Annotated in this window: 18 protein-coding genes; 9 read left to right on the top strand and 9 right to left on the bottom strand. The window is 70.1% G+C overall.

Annotation, left to right across the window (positions count from 1 at the left end; all coding sequences use genetic code 11):
• Positions 1-54 precede the first annotated feature (54 nt).
• Genes R4I43_RS16180 through R4I43_RS16160 form a run of 5 tightly spaced genes read right to left on the bottom strand, consistent with a single transcriptional unit; the run spans position 55 to position 4,735 of the window.
• Entirely contained in the window at positions 55-1,083 is a 1,029-nt protein-coding gene (locus R4I43_RS16180) for a Gfo/Idh/MocA family protein (RefSeq protein ID WP_324266443.1), read from the bottom strand.
• Positions 1,080-1,799 carry a ThuA domain-containing protein gene (locus R4I43_RS16175; protein ID WP_324266442.1) on the bottom strand — a complete coding sequence of 240 codons (720 nt, stop codon included), beginning with the start codon at positions 1,797-1,799 and terminating at the stop codon, positions 1,080-1,082. The genes R4I43_RS16180 and R4I43_RS16175 overlap by 4 nt, the downstream gene beginning before the upstream one ends.
• A gap of 14 nt (positions 1,800-1,813) precedes the next feature.
• Positions 1,814-2,614 (bottom strand): carbohydrate ABC transporter permease, encoded by an 801-nt coding sequence (locus R4I43_RS16170; RefSeq protein WP_324266441.1) that lies wholly within the window; start codon positions 2,612-2,614, stop codon positions 1,814-1,816.
• Between the two features lies 1 nt (position 2,615).
• Positions 2,616-3,503: a carbohydrate ABC transporter permease gene (locus R4I43_RS16165; RefSeq protein WP_324266440.1), complete on the bottom strand. Its 888-nt coding sequence runs from the start codon at positions 3,501-3,503 to the stop codon at positions 2,616-2,618.
• A gap of 11 nt (positions 3,504-3,514) precedes the next feature.
• Entirely contained in the window at positions 3,515-4,735 is a 1,221-nt protein-coding gene (locus R4I43_RS16160; RefSeq protein WP_324266439.1) for an ABC transporter substrate-binding protein, read from the bottom strand.
• A 244-nt stretch (positions 4,736-4,979) separates the two neighbouring features.
• On the opposite strand from R4I43_RS16160, the gene R4I43_RS16155 reads away from it, so the two are divergent.
• The 3 genes from R4I43_RS16155 to R4I43_RS16145 all read left to right on the top strand — a co-directional run bounded on the left by R4I43_RS16155 (position 4,980) and on the right by R4I43_RS16145 (position 8,952).
• The gene (locus tag R4I43_RS16155) at positions 4,980-5,975 is read left to right on the top strand and encodes a LacI family DNA-binding transcriptional regulator (protein ID WP_324266438.1); all 996 of its coding nucleotides are present in this window, start codon (positions 4,980-4,982) and stop codon (positions 5,973-5,975) included.
• A gap of 20 nt (positions 5,976-5,995) precedes the next feature.
• Positions 5,996-7,003, top strand: a complete 1,008-nt coding sequence (locus R4I43_RS16150; RefSeq protein WP_324266437.1) for a sugar phosphate isomerase/epimerase family protein — start codon at positions 5,996-5,998, stop codon at positions 7,001-7,003.
• Between the two features lie 110 nt (positions 7,004-7,113).
• On the top strand, positions 7,114-8,952 hold the full coding sequence (locus R4I43_RS16145; RefSeq protein WP_324266436.1) for a CocE/NonD family hydrolase: 1,839 nt from the start codon (positions 7,114-7,116) through the stop codon (positions 8,950-8,952).
• Between the two features lie 18 nt (positions 8,953-8,970).
• Here R4I43_RS16145 and R4I43_RS16140 read toward each other — a convergent pair whose 3' ends face one another.
• Positions 8,971-10,080, bottom strand: a complete 1,110-nt coding sequence (locus tag R4I43_RS16140) for a substrate-binding domain-containing protein (RefSeq protein ID WP_324266435.1) — start codon at positions 10,078-10,080, stop codon at positions 8,971-8,973.
• A gap of 184 nt (positions 10,081-10,264) precedes the next feature.
• On the opposite strand from R4I43_RS16140, the gene R4I43_RS16135 reads away from it, so the two are divergent.
• The 4 genes from R4I43_RS16135 (at position 10,265) to R4I43_RS16120 (ending at position 15,857) form a co-directional block, all read left to right on the top strand.
• The gene (locus R4I43_RS16135) at positions 10,265-11,245 is read left to right on the top strand and encodes a hydroxyacid dehydrogenase (protein ID WP_324266434.1); all 981 of its coding nucleotides are present in this window, start codon (positions 10,265-10,267) and stop codon (positions 11,243-11,245) included.
• Positions 11,242-13,191: a DUF2264 domain-containing protein gene (locus R4I43_RS16130; protein ID WP_324266433.1), complete on the top strand. Its 1,950-nt coding sequence runs from the start codon at positions 11,242-11,244 to the stop codon at positions 13,189-13,191. Before R4I43_RS16135 ends, R4I43_RS16130 begins: the two co-directional genes overlap by 4 nt.
• 308 nt (positions 13,192-13,499) lie before the next feature.
• Positions 13,500-14,768 (top strand): MFS transporter, encoded by a 1,269-nt coding sequence (locus R4I43_RS16125; protein ID WP_324266432.1) that lies wholly within the window; start codon positions 13,500-13,502, stop codon positions 14,766-14,768.
• Between the two features lie 51 nt (positions 14,769-14,819).
• On the top strand, positions 14,820-15,857 hold the full coding sequence (locus tag R4I43_RS16120) for a cellulase family glycosylhydrolase (protein WP_324266431.1): 1,038 nt from the start codon (positions 14,820-14,822) through the stop codon (positions 15,855-15,857).
• Positions 15,858-15,914: 57 nt separating this feature from the next.
• Here R4I43_RS16120 and R4I43_RS16115 read toward each other — a convergent pair whose 3' ends face one another.
• Together R4I43_RS16115 and R4I43_RS16110 are read right to left on the bottom strand one after the other, a co-directional pair.
• Complete coding sequence (locus R4I43_RS16115; protein ID WP_324266430.1) at positions 15,915-16,673, bottom strand: sugar phosphate isomerase/epimerase family protein; 759 nt, start codon at positions 16,671-16,673, stop codon at positions 15,915-15,917.
• 7 nt (positions 16,674-16,680) lie between these two features.
• On the bottom strand, positions 16,681-18,210 hold the full coding sequence (locus tag R4I43_RS16110) for a BNR repeat-containing protein (RefSeq protein ID WP_324266429.1): 1,530 nt from the start codon (positions 18,208-18,210) through the stop codon (positions 16,681-16,683).
• A gap of 382 nt (positions 18,211-18,592) precedes the next feature.
• Between R4I43_RS16110 and R4I43_RS16105 the strand changes: the two genes are divergently transcribed.
• Both R4I43_RS16105 and R4I43_RS16100 read left to right on the top strand, forming a co-directional pair.
• Entirely contained in the window at positions 18,593-19,516 is a 924-nt protein-coding gene (locus R4I43_RS16105) for an MFS transporter (RefSeq protein WP_324266428.1), read from the top strand.
• Positions 19,486-19,884 carry an MFS transporter gene (locus tag R4I43_RS16100; protein ID WP_324266427.1) on the top strand — a complete coding sequence of 133 codons (399 nt, stop codon included), beginning with the start codon at positions 19,486-19,488 and terminating at the stop codon, positions 19,882-19,884. The genes R4I43_RS16105 and R4I43_RS16100 overlap by 31 nt, the downstream gene beginning before the upstream one ends.
• Before the next feature lie 58 nt (positions 19,885-19,942).
• On the opposite strand, the gene R4I43_RS16095 is transcribed toward R4I43_RS16100, so the two are convergent.
• The gene (locus R4I43_RS16095) at positions 19,943-23,686 is read right to left on the bottom strand and encodes a glycoside hydrolase family 2 TIM barrel-domain containing protein (protein ID WP_324266426.1); all 3,744 of its coding nucleotides are present in this window, start codon (positions 23,684-23,686) and stop codon (positions 19,943-19,945) included.
• Positions 23,687-23,898 lie beyond the last annotated feature (212 nt).

The raw sequence follows: 23,898 nt of genomic DNA, 5'->3' as shown, positions 1-23,898 counted from the left end.
GGCCGGTGCAAGCACCACCCCCGCCCACGTGTCACCGGCCGAGGCGCTGCGGGCTCACCCGGCCGCGCGCAGCACCTCCTCGACCGTGACGCGGGAGCCGGATTCGGCTGAAGCGATGGCGGCGTGCACCATCGCCAGGCTCCGCAGGTTGTCGTGGCACTCGCCCATCGGCACCACACCCGTGCGCACCGCCCGCACGAACATCGCCAGGGATCCCAGCAGGTCATCGCCGGGGTAGCCGCCGACGACCGCGCCGGGTTGCTCCAGCTCGCCCTCCCCGGTGCGCTCCACGCGTGGCGGTCCGGCTCCGTCCCAGGTGGCCGTGCCGGACTCGGCGGAGACGCGCCAGCTGCTGTTCCACGAGGTCTCCAGGCCCGGGCTGCACCAGGAACCGGTGTAGACGAACCGGACGCCGCCGGTCATCTCGAAGACCGCCGTGGTCGCGGCGTTTCCGGCGTACCAGCTCCACGGCGGGTTGTACTCCTCGCAGTAGACCGCCACCGGATCCGCGTCGAGCAGGAAGCGGGCGGCGTCGAAGTTGTGGATCGCCATGTCCAGCACCAGCGGGTGGTCCATGACCTCGCGGAACCCGCCGAAGTGCGGGGCCTTGAAGAACTCGTGGGTGAGGATGCCGAACCGCCCCAGCGCGGCGATCTCCCGTTTGAGCCGCCACAGCTGCGGGTGGAACCGGCGGTTCTGGCTGACCATGAACAGCTCCCCGGCCTGCTCCGCCGCCCGCACCAGCTCGAGCGCCTCCGGCAGCGTCGCGGCCAGCGGTTTCTCGCCGAGCACCGGCAGTCCCAGGCCCAGCGCTTCCAGCGTGACCGGCAGGTGCGCGGCGGGAGCGGTCACGTCGAGCACGGCCTCGGCCGCGCACCGGCGCGCCACCTCCGACAGGGTCGTTCCCGCCACCGCACCGGGCGGGGCAGCCGCGCGCGCAGCCGCTTCGTCGACGTCCACGACCCCGGCGACGTCGGCGAGCGGGCTGTCGGAGAGGGCGCGCATCCAGGTGCGGCCCATCTGCCCGGCGCCGACGACCACCAGCCGCAGCGGGCCCTCGCCCGGGATGGTCCGGAAGCTCACGCGAACCACCCCGCGGGCCGGTTGCGCAGGACCGGCAGGTCGCGGGCCCGCTCCGGCGCGGCCCAACCGACCCCGTTGGCGATCACCTTGCGCACGTCGGCGTGGTGGTAGACCGGGAAGGCCTGGTCGCCGGGGCTGAAGTAGAAGATCCGGCCGTGGCCGCGCCGGAAGGTGCAGCCCGAGCGGAACACCTCGCCCCCGCTGAAGGAGCTGATGAAGATCAGCTCGTCGGGCGCGGGGATGTCGAAGAACTCGCCGTACATCTCCTGCTGCTCGATCACGATGGGGTGGGGGACGCCCTCCGCGATCGGGTGCGTCGGGTCCACCGTCCACACCAGCTCGCGGTCCTGCTCGCAGCGCCAGTTCAGGTTGCAGGTCGTGCCCAGCAGGGCCCGGAAGATCTTCGACAGGTGCCCGGAGTGCAGCACCACCAGGCCCATCCCGGAAAGCACGTGGCGCTGCACCCGTTCGACCACCGCGTCGTCGACCTCCTCGTGGGCCTTGTGGCCCCACCAGGTCAGCACGTCGGTGCCGGCCAGCACGTCCTCGGTGAGCCCGTGCTCGGGGTCGGCCAGGGTCGCCGTGCGCACCGCCGCCTCCGGGTGGTGCTCGGTGATGGCCGAGGCCACCGCACCGTGGATCCCGTCCGGGTAGCGCTCGGCGACCTCGGTTTCGGTGGTCTCGTGGACGTTCTCGTTCCACACCGTGACCCGCATGGATTCCCTTCCCCTCACTTGGTTGAACCGCCGCTGATCCCGGAGACGATGTGCCGCTGGGCGAACACCAGCAGCACCGCCGCGGGCAGCGACGCGAGAACCGCGGTGGCCATCACCGCGCTCCAGTCGGTGACGTCGACGCCGAGGTAGTCGTAGATGCCCAAGGTGACCGGTGTGACGTCGTCGGTGGTGTTGAGCGTCAGCGCGAACAGGAAGTCGCTCCAGGCGAACAGGAACGCGAAAACCCCGCCGGTGATCAGCGCGTTGCGGCTCATCGGCAGCACCACCGACAAGAACGTGCGGAACCGGTTGGCGCCGTCGACCATCGAGGCTTCCAGGACCTCGCCGGGCAGCCCGGCCATGAACGCGCGCAGCAGCACGGTGACGAACGGGATGCCCAGCGCGGCGTCGGCCAGGACCAGGCCGGGCACGGAGTTGACCAGCCGCAGGTCGACGTAGGCGTTGTAGACCGCGTTGGCCACCACGATGTCGGGCACCATCTGCGCCACCAGCGCGGCGAAGAGCACCCAGCGGGTGCCGGGCAGCCGGAACCGCGCCAGCGCGTAGGCCGCCGGTGCGGCCACCGCCAGGCACAGCACCGCCGCGCCGAGGGCCACGACGAGGCTGGTCAGGATCGAACCGCCCTGCTCGCGCAGCGCCGCGCCGAACCCGCCGAGCCCGACGTCGGTGGGCAGCAGGTTCAACGCCGCGAGGCTCTGCCCGGGCTGGAAGGCGATGTTGAGCATCCAATACAGCGGGAACAGCAGCACGGCCACGATCAGAAGCCCCACCGCGGTGAGGATCGCCTTGCGCACGTCAACGCACCTCCTGCCGGTTGGCGCGCAGGTAGATCACCGCGAACACCAGGCACGCGGCCATCAGCACGTTGCCCACCACCGCGCCGCGGCCGAAGTCGAGGTTCATGAAGGAGTTCTGGAACACCTGGGTGCTCAGCGATTCCGTGGAGTTGGCCGGGCCGCCGCCGGTGAGCACCAGGATGATGTCGAGGACCTTGACCGTGGCGATGAAGCCGAGCAGCAGCACGACGGTCACCACCGGGCGCAGCATCGGCCAGGTGATGGCCCGGAAGGTCCGCCACCGGCCGGCGCCGTCGATGGAGGCGGCTTCGTAGAGGTCGTCGGGGATCTCCTGCAGCCCGCCGTAGAGGATCACCATGTTGAACGGGATGCCGATCCAGATGTTGACCAGCACCACCGACAGCAGGGCGACCTGCGGGCTGCTCAGCCACGGGACACTCCCGCTGATCAGCCCGGTGGCGTGCAGGAAGGTGTTGAGCACCCCGCCCTCCTGGTCGAGGATCTGCCGCCACACGGTGCCGGCGGCCACCAGCGGCACCAGCCACGGCAGCAGCAGGAGCGAGCGCAGCAGCCGCGACAGCGGGAAGTTGCGCCGGAAGTACAGCGCCAGCAGCAGCCCGAAGCCGAACTGGCCGAGCAGCGAGCCGAGGGTGAACACGACGGTGTTCAGCGCGGAGCGGGCGAACACCGGGTCGGCGAAGACCGCCCGCCAGTTGGCGAGGCCGACGAACGGGGCCTCGCCGGTGAAGAACGTGGCGGCGGAGTACTGCTGGAAGCTCATCACCATGTTGTTGACCAGCGGGTAGCCGAAGAAGGCTGCGAGGTAGAGCGCGGCCGGGACCAGGAAGGCCCACTTGGCGGCGATCGAGCGCGCGGAGGGTGTCATGGCCTTCCTCCTCACGATCCCGGGTTCGCATGTTGCTGGGCGGTTTTCAGCGCCTGCTCCGGTGTGGCGTTGCCCGAGATCGCCGATTGGAAGGCCGTCCACATCGCCCTGGCGGTGTCCGGCCAGCGGGTGCCGAGGTGCTGGGTGCGGGCGCGGGCGACCGCGACGGTGTCGTAGAAGACCTCGACGTCCGCGGCCTGCGGGCGCAGCTGCGCGGCGGCCTCGGGCCTGCTGGGCACGCGGTCGGCGGCGCGCGCCACGGCCATCTGCGCGCGGTCGGTGTTCATGCAGGTGACGAGTTCGGCGGCCTTGCGCTGCCGCCAGGGCTCGGTCTTCGGGATCGTCATGACCTCGCCGCCGAGCGCGGTAGCCGGCGGGTCGCCGAGGCGCGGTACCGGGATGGGCACGACGCCCCAGTTCAGACCCGGTGTCTTGCGCAGCTCGGCGGCTTGCCAGCTGCCGTTGACCATCATCGCGAGGTTGCCCGCGGTGAACTGGTTCTTCACATCGCCCTGCTCCCAGCTCAGCACCGACTGGGGTGCCGAACCGGAGCGCACCAGCTCGACCCACAGCCGCAGCGCCTCGGCGGCCTGCGGGGAGTCGAGCCGGCGCTCGTCGGCGCCGCCCGGCCACAGGAACGCCAGGAACTGGTAGGCGCCTTCGAAGGAGGCGTAGGCGCTGAACCCGATCCCGCGGTGCTGCGGGGTGGTGAGGGTGCGCGCGGCGGCGGTGAGCTCGTCCCAGGTCCGCGGCGGTCGCACGCCGGCCCGGTCGAGCAGGTCGCGGTTGTAGTAGAGGGCCAGGGAGTTGACGGTGGGGGCGACTCCGTAGAGCTCGCCTTGGTAGCGGCCGGTTTCGGCGATGTTCGGCGCGATGCCGTCCGCGGTGACCCCCACGTGGTTCAGCGGCACCAGGGCCTGGGTGGTGGCGAACTCGGGCAGGTCCGGGTTGTCGAGCATCAGCACGTCGGGCAGGGAACGGGAGGAGGCCATCCGCAACGCCTTGGGCACCAGCTGGTCCCCGGTGACGCTGTAGTGGCGCACCCGCATCCCGATCTCGTCGCTGCACCGGGCCAGCTGCGCGCCCATCGCCGAGCGCATCGGTTCTTCGCCGTGGTAGTCCATGAACGTCAGCTGGTCGGGATCGGGTCCCGCGGTGCAGCCGGCGGCCACCAGCGCGCACAGCGCGGCGGCCGCCGCCGTTCGTCTTCGGGTTCGCGCCTGCGTTCGCACACCGTCCTCCTGTTGCGTCGTTGCAAAGGGCCATCGTCGAAGCGTTTCGACAGTGCGAATCGAACGTTTCGATGATTTCTCGGCTGGAACGGCTGCGGATTCTGCTGCTCTGTTCGCGCTGGAGTCAACAGCTTTCACGAATCAGCGCTCCGGATGGACCAACGCGGTTGCTTCGCCACTGCCGCATCCCTAGCCTTCAGGACCCAACAGCTTTCGATGCGCTTCGAAACCCCGGGAGGTCCGGATGGTGTCCATCTCCGACGTCGCCAGGGACGCCGGGGTGTCGGCCAGCACGGTCTCCTACGTGCTCTCGGGCAAGCGGTCGATCTCGGCCGAGACCCAGCGGCGCGTCGAGGCCAGCATCCGCAGGCTCGGCTACCACCCGCACGCCGGCGCGCGGGCCCTGGCCAGCAGCCGCACCAACGTGCTGGCGCTGGTCATGCCGCTGCGCACCGACGTGCACATGCCCGCGATGATGCGGTTCGTGACCTCGGTGGTCACCACCGCCCGCGGCCACGACTACGACGTCCTGCTGCTGACCAGCGACGAGGGCCCGGCCGGGCTGCGACGGGTGGCCAACTCGGCGATGGCCGACGCCTTCCTGGTCATGGAGGTGCAGTCGGACGATTCCCGGATCCCGGTGCTGCGCGAGCTGTCCCGGCCGTCAGTGCTCATCGGCGTGCCGGACGACCCCGGCGGGCTGCCGTGCGTGGACCTGGACTTCGCCGCCGCGGCCAAGCGGTGCGTGGCCGAGCTGGCCGACGCCGGCCACACCGACATCGGCCTGATCGGCTCGCCACCCGTGGTCTACGAGCGCGGGACGAGCTTCGCGGGCAGGTTCCTGCGCGGTTTCCAGGAAGCGACCAGCGGGCTCAACGCGGTGACGCGTTCCTGCGCGCCCGACTACGAGGCGGTCGGGACGTGCCTGGACGAGCTCTTCGCCGCCAACCCCGAGCTCACCGGCCTGGTCGTGCACAACGAGGCGGCCTTGGGCAGCGTGCTCGCCGAACTGCGCAACCGCGGACGCCGCGTGCCCGAGGACATCTCGGTGGTGGCGGTCGGCCAGGACACCGCCGCGCACCGCGAGGTGCCGCTGACCACGGTGCCGCTGCCGACCGAGGACATGGTGCGCATCGCCGTGGAAATGGCGATGCGCGCCTTGCAGGGCTCCAGCACACCCGAAACCCGGTTGCTGACACCGCAGGTCAACCCGGGCAAGAGCGTCGCACCGCGGCGCTGACTCGCAGTGAGGAGCGGCGCATGCCGAAACCAGTCACGTTGTTCACCGGGCAGTGGGCCGACCTGCCTTTCGAGGAGGTCTGCCGGCTGGCCTCGGAATGGGGGTACGACGGTCTCGAAATCGGGTGCCAGGGCGATCACTTCGACGTCGAGCGCGCGGTGAACGAGGACGGTTACGTCGCCGGCAGGCGGGAGATCTTGGACCGCTACGGGCTGCAGGTCTGGACGATCTCCCACCACCTGGTGGGCCAGGCGACCTGCGATCACCCGATCGACGAGCGCCACCGCAACATCCTGCCGAAGCGCATCTGGGGCGACGGTGAGCCCGAGGGCGTGCGCAGCCGAGCGGCCGAGGAGCTCAAGAACACCGCCCGGGCGGCCCGGATGCTCGGTGTGTCCACAGTGGTCGGGTTCACCGGATCGTCGATCTGGCACCTGGTGGCGATGTTCCCGCCGGTGCCACCGGAGATGATCGAGCGCGGCTACCAGGACTTCGCCGACCGCTGGAACCCGATCCTCGACGTCTTCGACGAGCAGGGCGTGCGGTTCGCGCACGAGGTGCACCCCAGCGAGATCGCCTACGATTACTGGACGACGCACCGGGCGCTGGAGGCGATCGGGCACCGCGAGGCCTTCGGCCTCAACTTCGACCCGAGCCACTTCATCTGGCAGGACCTCGACCCGCTGGCCTTCCTCTGGGACTTCCAGGACCGCATCTACCACGTCGACTGCAAGGAGTCGGTCAAGCAGTTCAACGGCCGCAACGGCCGCCTGGGTTCGCACCTGCCGTGGGCCGATCCCCGCCGGGGCTGGGACTTCGTCTCCACCGGCCACGGCGACGTCCCGTGGGAGCCGATCTTCCGGATGCTCAACGCGATCGGCTACCAGGGCCCGATCTCGGTCGAGTGGGAGGACGCGGGCATGGATCGCCTGCGGGGAGCCCCGGACGCCCTGGAGTTCGTCCGCGAGCTCGTGGCGATCGAGCCCCCGCCGCAGTCCTTCGACGCGGCCTTCTCGAGCACGACGTGAGCGCGAGCGGGCGGGAATGGAGCTGGTAACAGTGTGAAAACGGCTTCCTGACTTCCTCGGTTCGGTCCTCTAACGTCGCCCGGACGTATGGCCGGGGAGGTGGTCGCTGCATGTCGGAGCGCGCGTTGACCAGGTTGAGGACGTCGCGGCGTCGTCGGGGCGCCGGAGTCGTGGTGGCCGCGGTGGTGGCGGTGGTGGTGCCGGCCGCGCCACCGGCCCAGGCCGCGGGTGTCTCCTACCCGGACGCCGACTGGAGCGAGGCGTGGATCTCCTCCCCCTCCAGCGCGGGGGAGGCGCGGCTGCACGCGGACGTCCTGCGGCCCAAGGGAGCCAAGGACACCGACAAGACCCCGGTGATCCTCTCGATCGGGCCGTACTTCAACCACTCCGGTCAGACCGGGCCCGCCGGTGCGGTCGAGGGCACGCCCTACGACCCGGTCGGGCCCAACGACGGTCCTTCGGAGCGCTTCCGGGACTTCGTCGAGGGCTCCGGCTTGCTGCAGAAGGGCTACACCTTCGTCATGGTGGACCTGCGCGGCTTCGGCGGCTCCACCGGATGCCTGGACTGGTCGGGGCCCGGCGAGAAGTCCGACGTGGTCAACGCCGTGAAGTGGGCGGCGAGCCAGCCCTGGTCGACCGGCCGGGTCGGCATGTACGGCAAGTCCTACGACGGGCTGACCGGACTGGTCGGGGTCAACGAGCGGCCTCCGGGCCTGACCGCGGTCGTCAGCCAGGAACCGGTCTACGACGACTACCGGTACCTCTACGGCGACGGGATGCGCCGGATCAACTCGCTGGCCACCCCGGCCCTCTACGACGGCATCGCCGCCACGCCGGGGCCGATCACCGACCAGCCCGCCTACAACCTGCAGAGCCTCAACGACCCGCTGTGCCTGGCCCAGAACTTCGCTCAGCAGGCGGGCGATGACAACCACGACTCGGCGTTCTGGAAGGAGCGCAACCTCATCCCCGGCGCCGCGGGCTCGAACGTCCCGCTGTTCCTGACCCAGGGCCTGACCGAGAACAACACCGTCGCCGACGGGATGCAGGACTACCTGGACAACCACACCGGCTACGAGCGCAGCTGGCTGGGACCGTGGGAGCACGTGCGCGGCAACGACGTTGACGAGGCCGGTCGCCTGAAGATGGGGCGGCAGGGCTGGTTCGACGAGGTGATGCGCTTCTACGGCCGCTACCTCAAGGACGAGGTGCCGGCCGTGGCGGACCCGCCGCACGCGGTGCAGACCAACGACGGCAGGTGGCGGTCGGAGGCCCAGTGGCCGGCGGCGGACATGAGCGAGTTCCGCACGCCGCTGAAGGCCGGCAGCTACGTCGACCACGCCCAGTCGGTGTCGACGGCGGCCCACTCCCAGTCCGGCCAGCCCGGCGATCCGGCTGTGACCTCCGGGGTGTGGACGGTGTCGAACCCGCTGCCGCACGACGTGCACCTGTCGGGCTCGCCGAGGGCGGCGGTCGAGGTCACGACGACGAGGCCGAACGCCAACCTGGTCGTCGACGTCTACGACCTCGGCCCGGACGGCACCGGCCCGCTGATCACCCGCCAAGGCCACCTCGTGCGCGAGCCGGGCGAGTCCACGGTCCCGCTGGAGCTGTGGGGCGCGGACTGGAAGCTCCCGGCCGGTCACCGCATCGGCGTGCGCGTCACCGACAACAACCAGGACTGGTGGGCCGTGGCCGCACCCAGCGGCCAGACCGTCGAGGTCCGCGGCGGTTCGGTGGAGCTGCCGTTCCTGGAGCACCGCCGGACGATGACGGTCGAAGGCGCCCCGGGCGTGCAGCTGGCCGGGTACCTGGAGCAGCAGAAGGCCAGCGCACCGGCCGATGCCGTGCGCGGTGCGGTTGACTTCGCCGTTCCGGGTCCGCTCGCCGATCCGCCGCCGGGTTCGGTGTTCACCGGGGGCTACGTCGAGCCGGTCGGCGGCAACTGACCGCCGACCGCGCTGTCCCTACTCGGGGACCGTGCCGGTGGCGGCGCCGCAGGACTCGCGGATGTGCAGCGTCGGCCACAGCTGCACGCGGTGCACCGGTCGGTCGGTGACCTCGGCGAGTCGTGCGAGGGCGAGTTCGGCCGCGAGGGCGCCGAGCCGGTGCTTCTGCGGGCGCACGGCCGACAGCGGTGGGTCGGAGGCTGCGGCGACCTCGTCGTCGTAGGAGACCACGGCCAGTTCCTCCGGGACGGCCACTCCGCTGTCGCGGGCGAGCTCGACGATCCCGACGGCCTCCCGGTCGGAGTGCACCAGCAGGGCGCTCACTCCCCGTCGCTGGTAGTGGCGCAGCACTTCGGCGTAGGCGTCGGCCCACCCCTCGGAGCCGTAGCGCGGGACCTCGGTGGCAAGGGAGGTCGGATCGGGGATGCCGAGGTCGTCCACGGCGTCGCGCCAGCCCTGCTGCAGCGCGCGGCTGGTCGGGCTGGTGCGCGAGGTGATCAGTCCGACGCGTTCGTGGCCCAGCCCGACCAGGTGGCGGACGGCGAGCCCGGCGCCGAGCGCGTGCGCGGTGGTGACCGCATCCAGCGCGAGCGTCGGGAGTTCCGGGGGAGGGACGCGTTCGACGAGGACGACCGGGATGCGCAGCGAACCCAGCCAGCGCAGCAGGTCGACGCCGGCTTGCCCGGACACCGCAGGCGCCACCATGAGCGTCTGGACTCCGCGTTCGAGCAGCTTGGAGACCTGCCGCCGGTCCTCGGCCGGGTCGTAGCTCGAGGCGCGCAGCACCAGTCTTCCGCGCGCAGCGGCCACGGTCGATTGCGCGCCTTGGATGACCTCGGGCCAGTAGTACTCCACCGAGGGAGCCACCATCCCGACCAGCGCTCTGCTCGCGGACGCGCCGAAGGCGGAGTGGGCGCTCGGGGTTGAGATGTCCGAGGAGTCCGGGCGGTGCGGGAGGGTGATCCCGCCGTGGACCCGCACCACCAGGCCCTGATCGGCCAGCGCCGTCACGTCCCGCCGCACGGTCACGGGCGTGACCGCCAGCCGCTCGACGAGATCGGCGAGCTTGACGGCGCCGTGCTGGCGGACCGCGGCGAGGATGATCTTCCGGCGTTCCGAGGCGAGCATCGTGGTCGACTCCCATGTTCGTTTCTGATCGAACGTGAGCGAAGCGGTTCTTTTGCGTTGACCGGGAACTATGCCACGGGTTGGAGTGTTCGTCACCACTCAGTGCGGAGGATCGATGGAGCTTCAAAGCCCGGAGGCGGGTGCGGTCCCGGTTGGTCCGAGGAAACCGGAAACGATGCTCGCGATGAGCGCGAGCACGCTGGAAACCCTGTTCGGCGCGGAAGAAATGGCCAGGTTGCGCGCGGTGGCCTCGCTCGCGGAGCCGGTGGCGGTCGCTGACTTCCGGTCGGCCGCCGCGCGGGCGAGGCTCGCCGAAGTCGAAGTCCTGATCACCTCGTGGGGCTGTCCTGCGCTGGACGACCAGGTGTTGCGCGCTGCACCGCGCCTGCAAGCGGTGCTGCACGCGGCGGGAAGCGTCCGCGGGCACGTCGGGGATGCGGTGCTGGGACGTGGACTCCGGGTCACCACAGCAGCGGACGCCAACGCCGAACCCGTCGCCCGGTACACGCTGGCCGCGATCCTGTGGGCGTCGAAGAAGATTCCCTTCCTCGCACCGGATGTGCGCACCTTCCGCGACGACTGGCACTACCGCGACCGGAAGTGCCTGCCGGTCAAGGCCGAGCAGGTCATCGTCCTGGTCGGGTTCTCGCGCGTCGGGCGGAGGGTCACCCAGCTGCTGCGCGACCTCGGGCTGGGGCGGGTGTGCGTGGTGGACCCCGTCGTGGATCCCCGGGAGATCGTCGCCGCCGGAGCCGAGCCGGTCTCGCTGGCCGAGGCGCTACCGCATGCCGACGTGCTCAGCCTGCACGCGCCGTCGCTGCCCGAAACCCACCACCTCATCGGCGCCGCCGAACTGGCCGCGCTGCCGGAGCACGCCGTGCTCATCAACACCGCGCGGGGCGCGCTGGTGGACACCGCAGCGCTGGAACGGGCGTGCGCGGCGGGGCTGCACGCGGTCCTCGACGTCACCGATCCGGAACCGCTCCCGACGGATTCACCGCTCTACGACCTGCCGAACGTCATGTTGACCCCGCACGTGGCCGGTTCGCTGGGGGAGGAGACCCGCCGCATGAGCGCCGCGGCGCTCACCGAACTGGAGCGCTACGCCGCCGGACTGCCCGCGCTGGCACCCGTGACCGCCGAAGCCCTGGAGGTGCAGGCATGACCGATCCGCACGAACGAAGCCAGCACACCGGGTGGACCCGGCAGCACTGGGCCGAACTGGCCGACCGGATGCTGGCGGCGGTGGGGCGGTACCGGTCCCCGTCGGGGGCGCTCATCGAGTTGCCCGGCCCGCACAGCAGCCACGGTGCGGTGTCCGACGGGCTCGAGGGCTTCGCGCGAACGTTCCTGCTCGCCGGATTCCGCATCGCCGGGGAGCGAGGTTCGGACCCCGGGGGCGTGCTCGAGCGCTACGCCGAGGGGCTGGCGGCGGGCACGGATCCGGCTTCCCCGGAGCGGTGGCCGCGCCCCGACGAGCTCCACCAGGCCAAGGTCGAGGCGGCCTCGATCGCGTTGGTGCTGCAGTTGACCCGCCCGTGGCTGTGGGACCGGCTCGACGACGGCGTGCGGGAACGCGTCATCGACTGGCTGACGGCGGTGATCGGCCAGCCGTACCCGCCGATCAACTGGATCTGGTTCCGGATCACCGTCGAGTCCTTCCTCCGGGAAGCCGGCGGGCCGTTCTCAGCCGCCGACATCGAGGAAGACCTCGCCGTGCACGCCTCGCTGCGCCGCCAGGGCGGCTGGCTCAGCGACGGTCCCGAGCGGGCCTTCGACCACTACGTGGGTTGGGCCCTGCACGTCTACCCGCTGCTGTGGACCCACCTGTTCGACGTCACCGGCTCGCTGTGCCCGGAATCGGTGCGCGCGACGTGGCAGGCCGATCTCGCCGATTACCTCGACGACGCCGTGCACTTGATCGGCGCCGACGGATCACCGCTGATGCAGGGGCGCAGCCTCATCTACCGGTTCGCCGCGGCCGCGCCGTTCTGGGTGGGCGCGATGACCGGGACCGGGGGAGTGCCACCGGGACTGACCCGGCGGGTGGCCAGCGGGATGCTGTCGCACTTCGACCGGCATGGCGCTCTCGGGGAGGACGGGCTGCTGAGCATCGGCTGGCACCGGCCGTGGCCGGAGATGCGCCAGTCCTACTCAGGACCTGGCTCGCCGTACTGGGCCTCGAAGGGGATGCTGGGCCTGGCGCTCCCGGCGGATCATCCCGTGTGGACCGACGCCGAGCTGCCGCTCCCGGCGGAGAGCGGTGACCGGGCTCGGGCGATCGCGGCGCCGGGATGGCTCGCGGCCACTCGTGAGGACACCGGGATCGCGTTCGTGCTCAACCACGGCACCGATCACGCGACACCGGGCGACGAGCGGAGCGATTCGCCCCTGTACGCACGCCTGGGCTATTCGACGGCCACGATGTCTCCGCTGACCGGCCCGACGGTCGAAGACCCCGTCGACAACGCGGTCGTGCTCGTCGACGCGCAGGGCGGGGCCACGCACCGCACCGGCTTCGCGACCTCGCGCACGCGGGAGCTGCCGAACGGTGCGCTGATGGCCACTTCGAGCGGGCTCGTGCGCTGGGTCGATTCCACGAACGACACCTCGCCTGATCACGGCTCGGGCCGCACCGGCCAGGTCCGCCCGGGCACGGAGATCACGATCGCCTCGGTGCTGCGGGACGGCCTGGAGGTGCGTCTGGTCCGGGTCGAAAACCCGCCAGGAGAGGGGGTTTCGCTGCGGCTCGGCGGGTGGCCGGTGGCGGCCGATTCCCGGCCGGCGGCGACCAGCGGTGGAGCGGACGGCGCACCGCACGCCCAGGCGCGGACGGCCGAGCTGCGCTCCCACCTGCGCGGCCTGAGCGGGTTCACCACGTCCGGAACCGCGGCGGAACGGGGAACCAGCCCGCTCGGGGACTGGACGGTGATCCCGTGGCTGTCGGTGGACCCGGTTCCGGCCGGTGAGGTGCTGGCGGCCTTGGTGGTGCTCGACCGCGGCGACCAACTCCCTGCGCACCCTTCCGTGGAGGTCAGGCTCTGCGGAGAGGGTCGGCATGCCGTGGTGGTGACGTGGCCGGACCAGGTGAGGACCGAGATCGATCTCTGAGTTCCAGGTGCGAGAGCGACGTCCTGTTCGTTCCTGATCGAGTGTGAGCGGGCGTTTTCCGTTCCGTTGACCGCTCACCACGCCGTGGTGTGGTCTGTTCGAAACGCTCAGCGGCAGAAGTGGAAATCCCGGCCGAGCTGAAAGTGGTTGTGACAGCGCCGAAAATGCGAATCCGCCTGTGGTGTTCGTGAATCGAGCTCGGCCGGTCGTTCGAGTCGCGTGATGGGAGTGCAATGGTGCATGCAACGCAAGGCTCTGCTGGCGTGGTCGGCAGCGAAGAGCCTGAAAGAACTCCGAAGAAAGCTGCGGTGGCGGCGTGGGTGGGCAGCGCCCTCGAATTCTACGACTTCTCCATCTACGGAACGGCTGCGTCGATCGTCTTCCCGAAGCTGTTCTTCCCCGACAGTCACCCGGTCGCCGCGATGGTCGGCTCGCTGGCCACGATCGGCGCGGCTTATGTGGCCAGGCCCGTGGGTTCGCTGTTCATGGGGCATTGGGGCGACAAGTACGGGCGCAAGACGGTCCTGGTCGGCACCATGCTGCTGATGGGCTTCTCGGTCTTCGCCATCGGCTGCCTGCCGACCTACGGGCAGATCGGGGTCTTCGCCCCGATCGCCCTGCTGATCCTGCGGATGCTGCAGGGATTCGCCGTGTCCGGCGAGGCGTCCGGCGCCAACGCGCTGGTGCTCGAACACGCGCCTGCGCGGCGACGCGGCTACTTCACCAGCTTCACGCTGAGCGGAACGCAAGGCGGTGTCATCCTCGCATCGCTGGTGTTCGTGGTGCTGACCAGCACGCTGACGCAAGAGCAGCTGATGAGCTGGGGCTGGCGGGTGCCGTTCTGGCTGAGCCTGATCATCGTGGTCGTGGGGTTCATCATCCGCCGCACGCTGGCGGAATCGCCTGACTTCCAGAAGAGGAAGGACAGCACCCGCCCCGGAGGCACCGCGTTGCGGGTCGTGTTCGCCGATCACCGCGCCGCCATGATCCGCGTCTTCCTGATGATCTTCACCAACGCAGTGGGCGTCACCTTCGGGGCGTTCGCGTTGACCTACGCCACGCAGTCCGACTACGGGGTCGGTATTTCCAAGAACACCATGCTGTGGGTGGTCATCGCCGTGAACGTCCTGGCGGTGTTCACCATTCCGGCCTTCGCCGCGCTGTCCGACCGGATCGGCCGCAAGCCGGTGTTCATCGGCGGCGTGGTGTGCGCGGTGGTCATGTCGTGGCCGTTCCTCTACGCGATTTCGATCGCGAACGTGCCGCTGGTGTTCGCCACCGCAGTGGTGATGATGAGCTTCGGCTTCAGCGCCTACAACGGGACGTGGCCGTCGTTCTGGAACGAGCAGTTCCCCGCCCGGGTCCGGGTGTCCGGTGTGGGCATCGCCTCGCAGTTCGGCATCGCGCTGACCGGTTTGCTGCCCAGCGTCGCCGCGCTGCTCGCGCCGCCCGGGGCCAACGTCGTCGTGATCGTGGGAACGATGATCGTCCTGTTCACCCTGCCGGGGATCGTGGCGGCGTTCATGGCGCCGGAAACGCACAAGACCTCGATCGAGGAGCTCGACGCAGTTCGGTGAAGTACCGACGAGAGGAGAGACATGCGCTACCGCCGTGTCGACGGAGGACCAATGCGAGGTCGGTTAGGCGCCGCGATCGCGCTGACGATGTCGGTGCTGATCGCCGGCCCTGCGGTGCACACCGCCGCTGCCGCACCGGCCGAGTCCAGCGCGTTGCAGGCCCGGCAGTTCCAGGGCGTCAACTGGGCCATGCCCGGCGACAACTTCGTGGAGGGCCCGGTCGTTCCCGAAGGGCTCAGCGAAGCCGACAACTACAGCGTGGTGAAGGACAAGGCGACCGCCGTCTACGACGGGTTCGCGAGCACCACGGGTGCGAACACCGTGCGTTTGCCGATCAACACCCATTCGGTGCCGGGAACCAAGTGGGGTGCGGCCTACGCCGGTGCCATCGATGCCGCGGTGGACAAGGGTTTCAAGGTGATCCTGTCCTATTGGGAGGACGACGCCTCATCGGACGGCCGGATCGTTGACAAGGCAGCGTTCGATGCGATGTGGGACGCGGTCGTCGACCGCCACGGCGCCAACGGCCAGGTGTACTTCGAGCCGATGAACGAGCCGCACGGCTACAGCGCGCAGGAGTGGGCCGACATCGCGGCCACCTGGATCGCCGATCGTCCGTCGGTTCTCAGGGACCGGATCATCGTCAGCGGCAGCGGCTACAACGGCGAGGTCACTTCCGTCTGCGCTGACGACCGCCTGGACGGCACGTACCTCTCGCTGCACCTCTACGCCTTCCAGTTCCAGCCGAAGACCTACGAGGAATGGGTGAGCCTGTTCCGCGAGCGGATCGGATCCTGCGGGTCGCGCACCGTCCTGGACGAGTTCGGCGCCCCGATGGACGACGAGCGCAACTACGACGACACCAACAGCTCCGACAACTTCGTCCGCTACATCCGCGCGGCCACCGACACCAGCCGGTCGCTGGAGATGGGGGCGGTCTACTGGCCGGCGCTGGGCGGGAAGCACTCGCACCGCCCCGACCACGACTGGTACTCGCTCTACGCGCTCGAGGGCAGTGGCACCGACCTCAGCGTGCGCCTGCGCAACACCACGATCGTCGACCGGCTCGAACACGCCTGGGGACGGTAGCGCAGATTCCAGGAAGGGCCTCGCGAACGTCGCGAGGCCCTTCGTCATCGCCGGTTGTCATCCGAGCCAGGAGAGCAGCGTGGCGGCGTCCTCGCGGAGCTCGTCGGGCGAGTCGTCCCGCACGAACTCCAGCAGCGCGTGGCGTTCGCGCTGGTCGCGTGCCAGTTCGGCGAACGCGGCCCGCCACAGGTCCTGGTGGTCGCTGAGCGGCAGCCGGTCGTGGTAGCCGCCGGGTCCCCAGGCGAAGACGTGGACGCCGACCAGGTCGGGACGCAGTTGGGCCACCTCGTGGACCGCGTCGGCCACGGGGTGGTTCGCCCTCGGTTGCCAGTAGCTCTCCAGGGCCTCGTGATCTGCTGCGCGGAGGAGGACCTGGGCGGAGCGGAGCTCGTCGGTCAGTGTGTCCGGGTGGTACTCGACCGCGATCCGGAGTCCGCGCGCGGCCGCGGCGTCGGCGCAGCGGCGCAGGTCGTCGACCACCGAAGTCCTGTCCTCGGGCGAGCAGTCGGCTGAGCCGCGTCGACCGGCCCACACCCGAACGCGCGGTGCTCGCAGGGCCAGGGCCGTGTCGAGCACCGCGGTGAAGGAGTCCGGATCGGTGTCGCCCGCCCGGTAGTAGGACCCGTAGGCCTCGACCTCGATGCCCTCGGCGGCGCAGCGGCGTTGCGCGCGCTCCGCGGCGGCGTGATCCCCGAGGGGCACGTGCACGTCACCACCCCAGTGGATGGCCTGCAGGCCGCACTCCGCGGCGAGCGCGACGACTTCGTCGATGTCGCACTGCCGCAAGGTCACCGAGACCAGTCCCGGCACGATCATCTCAGTTTCAACTCCGTTCGAAGGTCAGGCCGGAAAGCGGGCCCGCCGCGAGGGCGGGGCCGTTGCCGATCCTGCCTCCTCCTCGTTCGAGCCGGAAGTCGGCCACCGCGATCGGCGACGGGGTGGTGCCTTGCGAGCGCTGCTGGTACATCACCGAGATCACGCCGTCCTTCGCCGCCCGGGTGTCGTCGACGAGCACTTCGCCGAAGGCGTTGAAGTCCTGCGGATCGAACCGCAGCGTCCAATCGGTCCAGCCGCTGGCCTTGGAGGCGGTGAGGATTCGACCGTAGGGCATGACCGCGTAGGCGTTGTCGTCGCGGTCGAAACCGATGCGGGTGCGGCCGAAGGCCTCCAGCGGCACCGGCAGCTGGGTCTCCACCCAGCGCCCGTCGGCCTCCCGGTGCTGGTGGTAGACCCGGCCCTGGCTGCGCCGCTGCGCGGTGAAGTCGGTGACGCAGTCGGTCGCGTCCTCGGGAACGCGGCTGACGAGCACGTGCGGCCGGCCGGTGCTGTCGACGGCTTGGCTCTCCTGGTTGATCAGTGCGTGGTCGACGCCCGAGGGCCGGACGACGTGGCCCGGGGAGCTGATCGAGACCCGCTGGTCGGTGCCCGTGGTGGCGATCTGCTCGCCGGTGTTGTTGCGCCAGGTGCGGCCCTGGTCGTCGCTGTAGGCGTAGCCGGTGTCGTGGTTGGTGAGCCCACCGGGGTCGCACAGCACGGAGTTGTCGCCCTCGCGCCAGGTGAAGGCCGCGTGCAGCCGGCCGCGGGGGCCGTAGGTGAGTCCGTGCAGGTACATGTTCCGCGTCGTGCTCGTGCCCCCGTTGGCGCTGTAGTCGCCGGTGCTGCTGGTCCAGGACCCGAGCTCGTGCCAGGCACCGTCGTACTCGGCCAGCTCCAGCACGCCGTTGCCGGAGCCCTGCCCGGTGCGGTAGCTCAGCTGCAGCTTGCCGTTCGGTGCGACCACGAAGCGCGGATAGGTCATGCTCCCCACGTCGACGCCTTCCAGCGTGCGCTGGAGCGGACCGAAAGCCTCCGCCTGCCAGGCGCCTCGGCCTGCGGCCAGGCCCGGCTTCGACCGGAAGTAGTGGACGGGGTTGTTGTGGGTGTCCATCGCGACGTGCAGCCGGTCGTCCTGCGGTGAGATGCCCAGCGAAATGGTGTTGTGCGAGTCGTCGACCGAGAGCCGGTGGGGCAGTGCGACCGTCTCCCAGCGGGTGGTGCCCAGGGCGCGGCGGGCCACCACCGCGCTGCGGTCGGCGGTGTACCAGGCGGCGTACTGGAATCCCCCGTGGGTCAGGATTCCGCTCTGCTGGTACGAGGAGCTGTTGACCAGGCCGTCGTAGGAGACGAAGTACAGCGCCTGCGGATCGAGCGTGCTCTGCTGGATCATCCGCACCTCGGGAGCAGCGGAGTCGGCGCTGGCCGGGGCAGCGGTGCCGAGCGCCAGCAGCGAGGCCGTGAGGGCCAGGCCTGCTTTCGCGTGCGCCGCGGCGAACGCGCGGGGTGCGGTGGGTTTCCTGGACGCTTTTCCGGGCATGCGGGACTCCTCGTCGAGCTCGGGGAAGACGCGGCCTCGTCCGGTCAGCCGTGGCGGGCCGTGGGCACCTAGAGTAGTGAAACGTTTCACTCAGTAGTTCGGACGCTAGATCCGCTGGGTCGGGTTGTCAAGATCACAAGTGGCCGTCTCGAGGAGGGTTGGGCGCGGCGGATTCAGCTCCAGTCCACGGGGGCGGGCCTGGACTTTGCGCGAAAGGGCCGCTCGCGGAGGGTGTTTCGGTCAAGGTTGGAACCGGGGGTTGTTCGGTGACTCGGGACACTCTACGGTGGAGGGCAACGCAGGAGTTGAAACGTTTTAAAGCCCCGGCGGTGCCGGCGTGACATGCCTGCGACATCAGAGTCGATGGACGGGAGGGCCGAGCATGGTTCGGTCGGGCAAGCGCACGACGGGCTGGCGCGCGACGATCGCCGTGGCCATGTCGAACTACATCGAGGCGGGCTCGATCATCGCGATCGCCACTAGCCTGAGCCTCTGGCAGGAGCGGTTCGGGCTGGACGACCTGGCGGTCGGACTGCTGGCCTCGCTGAGCGCCAACGCCTTCGGCGCCGCGTTGGGCGCGGCCATCGGCGGTCCGCTGTGCGACCGCTACGGCAGGAAGTTCATCTACACCTACGACCTGCTGCTGTACATGTTCGGCGTGCTGCTGGCCGTCTTCGCGGTGTCCTACGGCATGCTGCTGACCGGTTTCGTGCTGACCGGGATCGCGGTCGGCGCCGGGGTGACCGCCTCGTGGACCTACATCGCCGAGGAGGCTCCGTCCGATCAGCGGGCGGCGCACGTGGGCACCGCCCAGCTGGCGTGGTCGATCGGCCCGATGGTGGGCTACCTGCTGGCGGTCGTGGTCGCCCCGCTGGGCTTGCTCGGCAGCAGGTTGATCTTCGCGCACCTGTTCGTGGTGGCGTTCGTGACCTGGTGGGTCCGGCGCGGCCTGGCGGAGTCGAAGATCTGGGCCAGCCGCAAGGAGGTTCCCAACAACCAGATCACCTTCACCAGCAGCCTGCGCGGCCTGTTCTCCAAGAAGGTGAACCTCTACGCCATGATCTTCCTGGTCGGCGTGTACGGCTTGTGGAACGCCGTGGCCGGGCAAGCGGGGATCTTCCAGCCGCGGGTGTACGACGCGGCGGGCTTCACCTCCGAGAGCGAGCAGTACCTGGTGCAGGTGCTGCTGTGGGGCTGCACCAGCTTGGCCACCTACTTCGGCTTCATGCGCCTGGCCGACCGGGTCAGCCGCCGCTGGCTGTATTCGCGGGTGCCGTGCTCGGCGTCGTGGCGTGGGCGGCGTTGATCTACGGGCCCGGCAGCTCCGCTGTGGTGCTGTTCTTCGCGATCGGGTGGGGCATCTCGGCCGGTATCGGGGCGCAGGCCTTCTACGGCCTGTGGACCAGCGAGCTGTTCGCGACCCGCTACCGCGCGAGCGCGCAAGGCGTGCTGTTCCTCGCCGCGCGGGTGCTGGTCGGTCTGCTCAGCGTCGGATTCCCCGTGCTGCTGACGCAGATCGGGCTCGAAGGCCTCGGCCTGCTGATCCTCGGTCTGCTCGTGGCCGCCCTGTTGGTCGGCACGATCTGGGCGCCCGACACCCAGGGCAAGAGCCTGCAGCAGATCGAGCAGGAGCGCTACGGCGCCGAGGACGCCGAGGTGCTGGCGCGCGGCTGAACGCCGACGTGGCGCCGCCCGGACCTGCGGGCGGCGCCACGTCGACGTCTGCGCCGGTTCAGCCACCGTCCGGGAGGCCGGCTCGGGCTTCTCGCGGTGACAGCGGGCGGATCGTGAGGGTGTTGCCGTAGGTGGCGTCCGCCCGCACCTGGTAGTGGTTGCGGACCGGGTTCGGGGTGTCGCCCACACCCGTGACCGCGTGGTCGGCGTGCAAGGTGAACCAGCCGTCGTTGCGGTGGAGCTGGAACGGGTAGGCGGCCCGGTCGAGGTCGTCGTAGGGGGTCACGCTGACCTCCGGGGCCCCTGCCACGAGCAGACCGCCGGTCTGGCCGTCGGTGAGCAGCGCCCACCGCGAATCGGTGTGGTTGCCGTGGTCTTGCGGTCGGTGGTATTCGACGTACTGCTCGTCGACGGTGGAGGTGTTGACCCCGATGGGGCTGCCGTTCTTGCGGTCGTTGTAGCTCTCGGCACCGCGGCCGTACCAGGCGAAGCGCTCGTAGCGGTCCGGCACCGCTAGGGACACGCCGATGCGCGGCAGGTACGGCAGTTGGCGCACCTCGCCTTGGGGCACGACCTGGTGCCCGAGCTCCAGGACACCGTCCCGGCCGATCGTGTAGGTCATGGTCTGGTCGAACCAGGCGCCGGCCACGTCCGGTGCCGCCACGCGGGTGTCGACCACGATCCGCGCGCCGCCTGCCGGGGCCGGTTCGACGCGGTGACCGGTCATGCTGGTCGCCAGCCGGTCCAGGCCCGCCTTGCGCCAGTCCTCGCCTTCAGCACGACCCCAGGCGAAGGTCTCGTTGCTGATGGGGGCGCGCCAGGCGTCGAGCTTCGGCCCACCTGCGAGCAGTTCCTGACCGTCGGCGCGGATCGACGACAGCGCACCGGTGGTCTTGTCGAGCTCGTAGGTGACTCCCGCGGCCGAGGCCCTCACCTTCGTGCCCTCGTCCTCGACCTGCACCGGCGGGCCTTCCGCCGGGCGCCGGTCGAGACCGGGAACACGGGTTCCTGCGAGCGGGAACTGGTCGTGGGCGAGCACGTGACCGGCCGGAACCCCGTGCTGGGCGCCGGTGGTGACCGCTTCGACGCTGAGGAACCGCTCCCGGTCGTCCGGGTTCGGCGGCAGCGGCAGCGCTTCGGTCCACGTCGAGTTCGGCCCCACCCGCAGCGGCTGCTCGTGCTCGGCCACGACGCGGGACCCTTCGGTGACCTTCCACCGCAGCGCGAGCTCGTCGGTGCCGGTGAACTGCCTTTCGTTGGTCACCGACAGGGTCTGGTCGTCGAAGTCGAATCGGAGGGGCTGGTGCGACCAGGCCATCTGGGCCGCCTCCGGTTGCGGCCGGCGATCGGAGCTGACCAGACCGTCCACACCGGACAGGCTCGAACCGTAGGACAGGTGGGTTCCGGCGTCCTCGACGCGGTCGAAGTCCAGCGCGAGCAGCGCGCCGCCCACCGGCTCCGGTGCGCCGAGCTCGGCGGCGGTGAGCGGCCGGTCGTAGATGCGCGCGTCGTCGACCGCACCGCGCGCCATCCAGCCCACGTCGGACGGGTCGTTCCACGAGGTTTCGAAGTCCCGTCCGATGTTGACCTCGGCGGAGGAGGGGTCGATGGCGCCGGTGAACGGCGTGCTGCCGACTTCCTTGCCGTCGATGTAGAGGCGCAGCGCCGTGCCGTCGTAGGTTCCGCTGACCCGGTGCCAGTTGCCGTAGAAGTCGGCGGGCACCTGCGCCTGCACGGACCGCCAGGTGCCGCTGTGGATGAAGAACTCGAGGGTGTTCTCCGACTTCATCTTCAGCGCGTACTGGTGATCGCCCTTGCCCAGGATCCGGAAATCACCGGTCCACTTGCCGGGTTTGACCCAGGTGTCGAGGGTCAGGGCCTTGCCGGTGATGTCCAGCTTGCGGTCGCGGTAGACCTCGACGAAGTCGTCCAACCCGGACAGCGCCAGCGCTTTGCCTCGGTGGCCGTCGACCAGCTCCGGTTTCCCGGACAGGTGCGCGGAGATGCCGTTGCCGGAGGTGTCGGGTGTGATCCGGGTTTGCTGCCGGATGTTCTGCTCGGCCCAGTCCCAGATGAACCCGCCCTGGGTCTGCGGGTGGGCGCGGATGATGTCCCAGAACTCGTGGAAGTTGCCGAGGCTGTTGCCCATCGCGTGCGCGTACTCGCCGAAGATCAGCGGTTTCGTGGTGGTCTTGGCCTGGTCGGCGAACTTCTCCGGCGAGGGGTAGCGCGGGCCCCACACGTCGGCGAAGGGCGCGTCACCGTCGGGGTTGTTCGACTGGTGGTAGACCGGCCGGGTCGGGTCGTTGCGCTTGACCCAGTCGGCCATCTCGAAGTGGTGCGCGCCGAGCCCGGCCTCGTTGCCGGTGTCCCAGAGGAAGATGCTCGGGTGGTTCTTGTCGCGCTCGACCATGCCGATCATGCGGTCCATGAACGCGTCTCGCCATTCCGGCTCGTTCGCCTGGCACCACTGGGTGCAGTCCTCGTGGTTGTGGGTCTCGATGTCGACCTCGTCGTCGACCCACAGGCCGCGCTGGTCGGCCAGGTCGTTGAAGTACGGGTCGGCGGGGTAGTGGGAGGTGCGCACGGCGTTGACGTTGAGCTGCTTCATCAGCTCGACGTCGCGTTCCTGCGCGGGGCGGGGCACGTGCCTGCCGTGGTCCGGGTCGGTCTCGGCCCGGTTGACGCCTTTGAACAGGGTGCGCTTGCCGTTGATGAGCAGTTGCCGGTCGCGGATCTCGATCTCCCGGAATCCGACCGTCTCGCTGGTGATGTGGCCGACCGCGCCGTCCGGGCCGCTCAAGGTGAGCACGACGGTGTAGACGTTGGGCGTCTCGTCGGTCCACTTGGCGGGGTTGCGGACCGGGAGGTCGAGCTGGGCCTGCGAGTCGGGTCCGGTGACCTCGACGTCCTGGCTCACCGATCCGACTTCGGTGCCGCGCTGATCCCGCAGCGAGGCGGTCACGCGGTGCGGGCCGGTCGTTCCGCCTTCGCGGCGGCCGAGATCGACCACCGCCGAGAGGTTCGCGTCGGTGTAGGTGGCGTCGAGATCGGTCCGCAGCGTCACGTCCCGCACGTGCGTGGCGGGTGTGGAGTACAGCTCGACGGAGCGGAAGATGCCCGAGTAGCGCCACTGGTCGACGTCTTCGAGGTAGGAACCCGCGCTCCAGCGGTGCACCTGCACGGCGATGCGGTTCTTGCCCGGGTGCAGCGCCCGCGAGATGTCGAACTCCGCGGGTGTGTAGCCGCCCTGGTCGTAGCCGATGTACTGGCCGTTGACCCAGACGAAGAACCCGGAGGTGACCCCTTCGAACCGGACGAAGGTGCTGCGCTGCGTCCAGTCGGCGGGCAGGTCGAAGTCGCGGGTGTAGGCGCTGGTGGGGTTGACGTCGCGAGGCACGTGCGGCGGGTCGTCCGGCTGCACCTCGGTGGCGATGTTGCGGAACATCGGGTGGTCGAGGCCGGCGGTCTGCCAGGTGTGCGGCACCGAGACGGTGCGCCAGCTCGACGAGTCGTAGTCCTCGGCGTAGAAGCCGGGCGGAACCTCCTCGGGCCGGTCGGCCATCGCGATCTGCCACTGGCCGTCCAGCGATCGCGTGTAGGGGGTGCCTTCCTCGCCGCGCGCCGCCGAGTCGACGTTGTCGTACGGGCGGAGTCGGGCGTGCGGTGCTTCTTGGCCTTCGGCGACCTTCTGCGGGTCGTCCAGGTAGGCGTGCACGTCGCCGCCCGGCACGCCGTTGTCGGGTGGTTGAGCGGACGCGGCGACACCGGTGGTGCTGAGGAAAGCCAGTAACAGTGACACAAGAGCGAACAACCGATACACGTTGAACCTCCACGGTCAAACAGGATCGCACAGAAGAACACAGCATCGACCGTCGATCGTCAAGGGTTCCTTTGGGGCATCCCGGACGTCGCGGAGCGCCCGACACGACGAGAGGCGGGGGGGGGGGGGGGGGGGGGGGGGGGGGGGCGCCGGGGGGGGGGGGGGGGGGGGGGTGGGGGGGGGGGGCGGGG

Source organism: Saccharopolyspora mangrovi, from assembly GCF_035320975.1.
Classification (GTDB): domain Bacteria; phylum Actinomycetota; class Actinomycetes; order Mycobacteriales; family Pseudonocardiaceae; genus Saccharopolyspora; species Saccharopolyspora mangrovi.
This window is presented reverse-complemented; position numbering and strand designations above follow the sequence as displayed.

Excerpts from the sequence above, each read along its gene's own strand:
- R4I43_RS16155 (WP_324266438.1), top strand. The coding sequence starts at position 4,980 with ATGGTGTCCATCTCCGACGTCGCCAGGGACGCCGGGGTGTCGGCCAGC.
- R4I43_RS16140 (WP_324266435.1), bottom strand. The coding sequence starts at position 10,080 with ATGCTCGCCTCGGAACGCCGGAAGATCATCCTCGCCGCGGTCCGCCAG.
- R4I43_RS16150 (WP_324266437.1), top strand. The coding sequence starts at position 5,996 with ATGCCGAAACCAGTCACGTTGTTCACCGGGCAGTGGGCCGACCTGCCT.
- R4I43_RS16175 (WP_324266442.1), bottom strand. The coding sequence starts at position 1,799 with ATGCGGGTCACGGTGTGGAACGAGAACGTCCACGAGACCACCGAAACC.
- R4I43_RS16130 (WP_324266433.1), top strand. The coding sequence starts at position 11,242 with ATGACCGATCCGCACGAACGAAGCCAGCACACCGGGTGGACCCGGCAG.
- R4I43_RS16135 (WP_324266434.1), top strand. The coding sequence starts at position 10,265 with ATGAGCGCGAGCACGCTGGAAACCCTGTTCGGCGCGGAAGAAATGGCC.
- R4I43_RS16120 (WP_324266431.1), top strand. The coding sequence starts at position 14,820 with ATGCGAGGTCGGTTAGGCGCCGCGATCGCGCTGACGATGTCGGTGCTG.
- R4I43_RS16110 (WP_324266429.1), bottom strand. The coding sequence starts at position 18,210 with ATGCCCGGAAAAGCGTCCAGGAAACCCACCGCACCCCGCGCGTTCGCC.
- R4I43_RS16145 (WP_324266436.1), top strand. The coding sequence starts at position 7,114 with ATGTCGGAGCGCGCGTTGACCAGGTTGAGGACGTCGCGGCGTCGTCGG.
- R4I43_RS16115 (WP_324266430.1), bottom strand. The coding sequence starts at position 16,673 with ATGATCGTGCCGGGACTGGTCTCGGTGACCTTGCGGCAGTGCGACATC.
- R4I43_RS16105 (WP_324266428.1), top strand. The coding sequence starts at position 18,593 with ATGGTTCGGTCGGGCAAGCGCACGACGGGCTGGCGCGCGACGATCGCC.
- R4I43_RS16165 (WP_324266440.1), bottom strand. The coding sequence starts at position 3,503 with ATGACACCCTCCGCGCGCTCGATCGCCGCCAAGTGGGCCTTCCTGGTC.